The 6,716-nt window shown below is 68.2% G+C and carries 6 protein-coding genes; all 6 read right to left on the minus strand.

Annotation, left to right across the window (positions count from 1 at the left end; translation table 11 throughout):
- Positions 1-153: 153 nt before the first annotated feature.
- The 6 genes from Q7W02_13415 to Q7W02_13440 all read right to left on the minus strand — a co-directional run bounded on the left by Q7W02_13415 (position 154) and on the right by Q7W02_13440 (position 6,443).
- Complete coding sequence (locus tag Q7W02_13415) at positions 154-855, minus strand: ABC transporter ATP-binding protein (GenBank protein ID MDO8477167.1); 702 nt, start codon at positions 853-855, stop codon at positions 154-156.
- Entirely contained in the window at positions 855-1,595 is a 741-nt protein-coding gene (locus Q7W02_13420) for an ABC transporter ATP-binding protein (protein MDO8477168.1), read from the minus strand. Before Q7W02_13420 ends, Q7W02_13415 begins: the two co-directional genes overlap by 1 nt.
- Positions 1,579-2,532 carry a branched-chain amino acid ABC transporter permease gene (locus Q7W02_13425; protein ID MDO8477169.1) on the minus strand — a complete coding sequence of 318 codons (954 nt, stop codon included), beginning with the start codon at positions 2,530-2,532 and terminating at the stop codon, positions 1,579-1,581. Before Q7W02_13425 ends, Q7W02_13420 begins: the two co-directional genes overlap by 17 nt.
- 4 nt (positions 2,533-2,536) lie before the next feature.
- Positions 2,537-3,415, minus strand: coding sequence for a branched-chain amino acid ABC transporter permease (locus Q7W02_13430; protein ID MDO8477170.1), 879 nt, complete (start codon positions 3,413-3,415; stop codon positions 2,537-2,539).
- A gap of 39 nt (positions 3,416-3,454) precedes the next feature.
- The gene (locus Q7W02_13435; GenBank protein ID MDO8477171.1) at positions 3,455-4,687 is read right to left on the minus strand and encodes an ABC transporter substrate-binding protein; all 1,233 of its coding nucleotides are present in this window, start codon (positions 4,685-4,687) and stop codon (positions 3,455-3,457) included.
- A 148-nt stretch (positions 4,688-4,835) separates the two neighbouring features.
- A complete protein-coding gene (locus tag Q7W02_13440) occupies positions 4,836-6,443 on the minus strand; it encodes an ABC transporter substrate-binding protein (GenBank protein ID MDO8477172.1) in 1,608 nt (535 codons plus the stop codon).
- Positions 6,444-6,716: the final 273 nt, after the last annotated feature.

Raw genomic sequence — 6,716 nt, forward strand, 5'->3', positions numbered from 1 at the left:
TGCGCGTAGGTGTACTCGACGCCGTTTGGATGATAGGCCCGGCCGGGCGAGGGCGGCGCGCAGAGGAAGGCGTGGTCGGGCGCGGCCTTCGCGGTGGCCATGAAGGCGTCGAAGACCGTGTCCATCAGCGTGCGGGGGTCACGGCGCCCGTCGTTACGTGAGCAGGTGACGCGTCCGAACCTCCGTGTTGGCCTCCAGGTCGCCGAGCGTCCCCTCGAACCGGATGGTCCCGTGGTCGATGACGTAGATGCGGTTCGCCAGCGGGCCTGCGAACGCCATGTTCTGCTCCGAGAGCAGAATGGTCATGCCCTCGCGCTGCAGGCGAAGGATCTGCTCGCTCAGGTTCCTGATCACCAGGGGCGCCAGCCCCTGCGTCGGCTCGTCCATCAGCAGCAGGCGGGGGTTGCCGAGCAGGGCGCGCCCAATCGCCAGCATCTGCTGCTCGCCCCCGCTCAGGTGGCGTCCCGTCCGTCCCTCCAGGGCGCGCAGCGCGGGAAAGAGCTCGCAGACGCGCTCGATGGTCCAGCTGTGGCCGCCGTCCCGGAGCGGGCGCTCGGCGATCTCCAGGTTCTCGCGGACGGTGTGGTCCGGGAAGATCCGCCGGGTATCGGGAATGAAGGCGACCCCGCGCTGGGCCACCTCGTAGGTGGGGCGCCTCGCGATCTCCGCCCCGCGGAAGCGGATGCTCCCCGAGCGCGGCGGCGTGACGCCGATGATGCTGCGGAGCGTCGTGGTCTTGCCGGCGCCGTTCCGTCCGAGGAGCACCACCAGCTCGCCCTCCTGGACGTGGAGGGAGAGTCCGAACAGCACGTGGCTCGTCTCGTAGTACGTGTGGATGTCCTCGACCTCGAGGATCATCCCGTTTCCCCGAGGTACGCCTTCTGGACCTGCTCGTTCGCCCGCACGGTCCGCGGCTCCCCGTCGGCGATGAGGCGGCCGTTGTGCAGCACCAGGACACGGCGGGCGATGCCGAAGACGACGTCCATCTTGTGCTCGATGAAGAGGACCGTCAGCGCCTGCTCCCGGTTGATCCGGCGGATCAGCTCCATCGTGAGATCGGTCTCCTCCATGGACTGCCCGGAGGTGGGCTCGTCCAGCAGGAGCAGCCGCGGGCGCACCGCCAGCGCGATCCCCACCTCCAGGCGTTTCTTGTCCGCCTGCGCGAGGGCCCCCGCCGAGAGCCTGGCCAGCTCGGGGAGACCGATGGCGGCCAGGATCTCCCGGGCCTCCTCGCGGAGCGTGCGCGGCCCGAAGCTCCAGAGGCTCCCGCTCTTGCCCCGCGCGGAGAACAGCGCCACCTGGATGTTCTCGAGGACGGTGAGCCGCGAGAACACGTTGCTGACCTGGAACGCCAGCCCGATCCCGCGGTGGGCGATCCGGTGGGGCGGGAGCGACGAGATCGGCTCGCCGCCGAAGGCGATCGTCCCCGCGTCGGGCTTGAGGATCCCGCTGATCAGGTTGAAGAGCGTGCTCTTGCCGGCGCCGTTGGGGCCGATCAGCGCCACCAGCTCGCCCGGCTCGATGCCGAACGTCGCGTCCGTCACCGCCGCGACGGCGCCGAAGCTCTTGCTCACGCCCTCAACGCCGAGGAGCATGCCCCTGCCCCGACGCGTCCCGGGCCGCCTGCACACGCTGCCAGAGGTAGCCGCCGACGCCGCCCGGCATGAAGCGGACCACGAAGAGAATGACCACACCCATCGACAACGCCCAGAAGAGGGTGTGCTTACCCAGGTAGAACTGGAAAAAGGTGAAGATCGCGGCGCCGACGATCGGCCCCCCGAACAGATGCGGCCCCCCGAGCAGCGTCATGACCACCGGCTCGGCCGACTTCGTCCACTCGAGCTCGGTGGGCGCCACCGCCCAGTTGAACGCGGTGAAGAGGGCTCCGGCGACACCCGCGAAGACGCCGCTCACGACGAAGGCCATCCACCGGTACCAGCGAAGGTTGATACCGATGGCCTCGCTCCGCTGCGGGTTGTCCCGGATGCTCTGGAGCGTGTAGCCGAACGGGCTCCTGACGATCCACCAGAGCGCCGCCGTGGAGAGCGTGACGACGGCGAGGCTGAAGTAGTAATACCGGGCGGCCGAGCCGAGCGCCGGCGGCGGGAAGATCGACTGGATCCCGTCGTCACCCGCCGTGAGGGTGTACCACTTGCTGGCGACCACGAAGAGGAGCTGCCCGAAGGCGAGGGTCAGGATCGAGAAGAAGAACTCCGTCGCGCGCGAGCAGAAGAAGCCGATCACGCCGGCGGTCAGGGCCGTGATGGGCACGCTGAGGACGAAGGCCAGCGCGAAGGACAGCCCCGCCTTCTTCATCAGGAGGGCGAGCGCGTAGGCGCCGACACCGAAGAACGTCGCCTGGCCGAAGGACAGGAGCCCGGTGTACCCGAAGAGGATGTTGAAGCTCAGCGCGAACAGTGCCCCGATCAGGAAGAGGTTCGCGAGCTGGACGTTGTACTCGCGCACGCCCCACGGCAGCGCCAGCAGGACCACGACCGCCGCCATCACCGCCACCGCGCCCCAGCGGCTCATCTGGTCAGCGCTCCGGGGCGCCGATGAGCCCCTGGGGCCGGACGACGAGGACGATGACCATCACGAGGAACATGAACACCTGCGCGGCCGCAGGCAGCACCAGGATGCCGAAGCTGTACACCTCGCCGATGATGAGGGACGCCAGCGCCGCGCCGAGGAAGCTGCCCATGCCGCCCACGATCACCACGGCGAACACGGCAACGATGATCTCGACGTCCATGCCCGAGCCGATGCTGCCGAGCGGCGCGGCCAGCATCCCGGCCGCGCCGGCCAGGAAGGCGCCGATCCCGAACACGCCGGCGAACAGACGCGGCAGACGGATCCCGAGGATCCCCACCATCTCCCGGTCGGCGACGGCGGCGCGGATGATCTTCCCGAGCTTCGTCCGCGCGAGCAGGAGCCACAGACCGAGTCCCGCCGCCACGCCGACGCCGATGACCAGCAGGTAGTACGTCGGCAGCACAACGCCGCCCAGCTCGACGCGCCCCTCGAAGCCGGGCGGGCGTGGAACCGAGCGGTACTGGCCTCCCCACAGCCACTTCACCAGGTCGCCGATGATGAGCACGCAGCCGTAGGTGAAGAGGATCTGGTCGCTGTGCTCGCGCGCGTAGAGGGGCCGGAGCAGGTACTCGAGGACCAGGCCGAGCGCCGCCACCAGGAGCCCGGCCACGATGACGCTCACCCAGAAGCTCCCGGCCATGCCTTTCAGCCAGTCCCAGACGAAGTAGCCGAGGAAGGCGCCCACCATGTAGAGCGAGCCGTGGGCAAAGTTCACGACCCGCATGACGCCGAAGATAAGGACGAGCCCGAGGGCGAGCAGGAAGAGCACCATCCCGAACGTGAGGCCGCTCACGAACTGGTTGACGACTCCGCTGAGCGTCATCTGGGCCGGCTCACGCCCGGGCTCGTGACATTCGCCGCGCTACTTGGCCGCTTCGCGGAGCTTCTTGACCTCCTCCACCGAGATCATCGAGGGCTCGACCCCCACTTTCAGAATGTCCTTGAGGATCAGGAACGGGTACTTCGGGTCGCGCATCAGGCGGCCGAAGTACACCGGCGAGTTGGACACGTTGTCGAACTCGCGGAAGGTGATGGGGCCCCGAAGGAGCGGCACCGTGGCGCCCTTGACGGCCCGGACCCACGCTTCGGGCTTGTCCGAGCCGGCCTTCTCGAGCCCCCACTTCACGAGCTGCACGGCCTCGTACCCGAAGGCCACCCACCCCGTCGGGAGGTGCTGGTTCTTGGCCTGGTACGCGGCGACGAACGCCTTCATCGCCGGCGTGTCGATCGCGTACACCGGCGCGCGATCCCAGCCGTAGATCCCCTCGGGCGCGTCCGCTCCGAGCGCCTGGAGCGACGCCGGCTCGGCGCTGCCCACGAAGACGAACTTCTCGAAGACCCCGTAGCCCTTCGCCTGCTTGACGAACCCGATGAAGTCGCCACCCCAGAGCGCGCTCCAGATGATGTCGGGATTCTTGGAGAGGATCGCCGTGATGTACGGGGTGTAGTCCTTCTCGCCGAGCTTGGGCCAGTACTCGCCGATGAACTCGGCCTCGGGGCGCATCTTCTTGAAGGGCTGGACGAAGCCCTCGTGCTCGAGGCGTCCCCACTCGTAGTCGGGAGCGATCGTCACGACCTTCTTGCCCTTGAGCTTGGCCGTGCCCACCGCCTGCCCGTAGGCCTCGGTGCGCGTCGTCAGCGACAGCTCGAAGAAGAAGTCGTGCCCCCGGTCCTCGACGAGACGCCGGGATCCCCCGATGCTGTCGATCATGGGCACCTTGTACTGCCGGGCCACGTCGGAGATCGCCAGCCGCACCGCGCTCGAGACCGGGCCGAGCAGGAAGTTGACCTTCTGGTCGACCACGAGCTCTCGCGCTGCCGCGATCCCCATGTCCGTCTTCAGGGCGCTGTCGCGGACCACCAGCTCCAGCGGCCGGCCCAGGACGCCGCCGGCCTTGTTGATCTCGTCGACCGCGATCTTCGCGCCGTCGGCGTTGTCCTTGGCGAGTAGGTAGGCCATGCCGGTGAGGTCGGTGATGAGCCCGATCTTGATCGGGCTGGCCGCCACCGACGGCCAGGGCAGGACGCCGAGCAACGTGAGGACCAGGGCTGCACCGATCAGGACGCCGATTTGAAGGGGGCGCGCGAGCTTCATGGCCAGTACCTCGCCTGTGAAAGGGGGGTGGGACTGCCTCACGTCCAACGGCCGCCTCAGCGGCCGGAACGTATCTCTCCCGGGTGGCCTCTGTCAAGCCGCGTCGCGGCGAACAATCAGCGTCTGTCTAAGCGTCGAGCCAGACCACCTAGAGGACGGCGCCGCGGTCGAAGGAGTTCTTCGACCCGTAATTCTTCACGCGGGCGCTCCACGACGAGACGTTCCGCGGGTACGGCGTGTAAACGTAGTACACCTGCTCGGCGCAGTACCGCTGGATGTCGTCGATGGCCTTCTTGCGCGAGGACGTCACGGTGTAGCGCCGCTGGGCGTCGAGCAGCACGTCCAGCTTCGTGTCCGACACGTGGCTCCGGTTGTTCGGCTGCCCGGTGTAGTAGAAGTTGTAGAGATAGCCGTCGACTTCGGTGAGGACCGACGAGGGGCCCCAGCTCGCCTCGTCGAACTTGCCAAGGAACGAACCCCGGATGTAGTTGCCGTACTCCTGGTTCACGATCTGCAGCTCCACGCCGATGGCCTTCAAGGAGTACGCGAGCAGCTCGAGGTCGTCCACGAACTCGGGTCCGTACCCGGGCCAGTTCGTGCACTTCATCTTCAACCCGTTCGGATGGCCCGCCTCGGCCAGGAGCTTCTTGGCGAGCGCGGAATTGTACTCGAGCCACCTGGCCCCCTCGCCGAGATCCTTCGCAGGGAGCTTCCACTCGCGCATCGGCGCTGGCACCGGGCCGTGGTCCTCGAAGCCCTGGCCCTCGAGGTACTGCTGCACCCACCTCCTCCGATCGATCGCCAGGCTGAACGCGCGGCGGACGCGCACGTCGTTGAACGGCGGCTTGTCCGTCCGCATCGCGAGCGTGCGGTTGGCGAGCCGGTCCCAGTAGACGATGGGATTCGCCGGGTTCGACTTCTTGAACGCCTGGATCTCCGTGTGCGGGATGCGCCCGTCATAAAACGGGATGTCGACCTGGCCTGCGCGGAAGAGCGACAGCTGGGTCGCGCGGTCCTTCACGAAGAGCCACTCGAGCTTGTCGACGTACGGGAGGTTCCTGTCGTAGTAGCTCGGGTTTCGGGCGAAGACGGCCTTCACGCCGGGCTCGTAGCGCTCGAGGACGAACGGACCGCAGCCGATCAGCGCCTCCGCCGCCTTGAAGTCGCCCATCTTCTCCTCGACCTCGTGCGGCAGAATGGCGTTCCACGGCTCCGCCAGGTTGTGGAGGAACGGCGCGAAGGCGTCGGCGAGGTGGACGCGCACCGTCAGTTTTTCGGGCGTCTCGATCCCCTCGACGCGGCCGAGGAGGTTCGCATACCCGGACTTCCTGAGCGCGCGCTCCATCGAATACTTCACGTCGGCGGCGACGAACTCGCGGCCGTTGAGCGGCGGCCGGGCCTCCCACCGGACACCGGGGCGCAGGTGGATCGTGTACATCCGGCCGTCCCGCGAGACGTCGATCTTGAGCGCCAGGTCCGGTACCTGCCTGAAGTCGGACGGCCCGTAATTCGCGCCGTTCACGAACTTGAAGAGCGTCCGGTTCACGAACGACGAGACGAGCTGCGTCTGGTACGAGACCGACCCATGGATGTCGAAGGTCGGGGGCTCGAGGCCGATGACCTTGAGCACGCCCCCGCGCTTCGGTTGTTGGGCGCGGGCGCGGCGCGGAACGTGAGCGAGCGCGGCGCCCGACCCCGCAGCGGCGAGTCTGACGAGCTCACGACGCCCCATCGGCGCGATCGACAAGCCACCCATGGCGTTCTCCGATTCCGGCCTGGGACGCCCGGAGACGGTCAGGAAGGTGCGACGAACGTAGCGCCCGGGCATCGGGGGGTCAAGAACGAAGGATCGCGGACACCAGGTCTACCGCTCATGCGGACCCGTCGAGCGCGGCGCCGGGCCCGCCCTGGGGAGCGCGGCGGGCAGCGCCTCCGCATCGACCACGGGCAGGGGCTTCGCGCGCTCGCGCGCCACCGCCTCGAGGGCGCCCACGCGGCCCGGGATCGTCACCGCCAGCTCCGCCCCGGA

It is taken from the genome of Candidatus Rokuibacteriota bacterium (assembly GCA_030647435.1).
Classification (GTDB): Bacteria; Methylomirabilota; Methylomirabilia; order Rokubacteriales; family CSP1-6; genus AR37.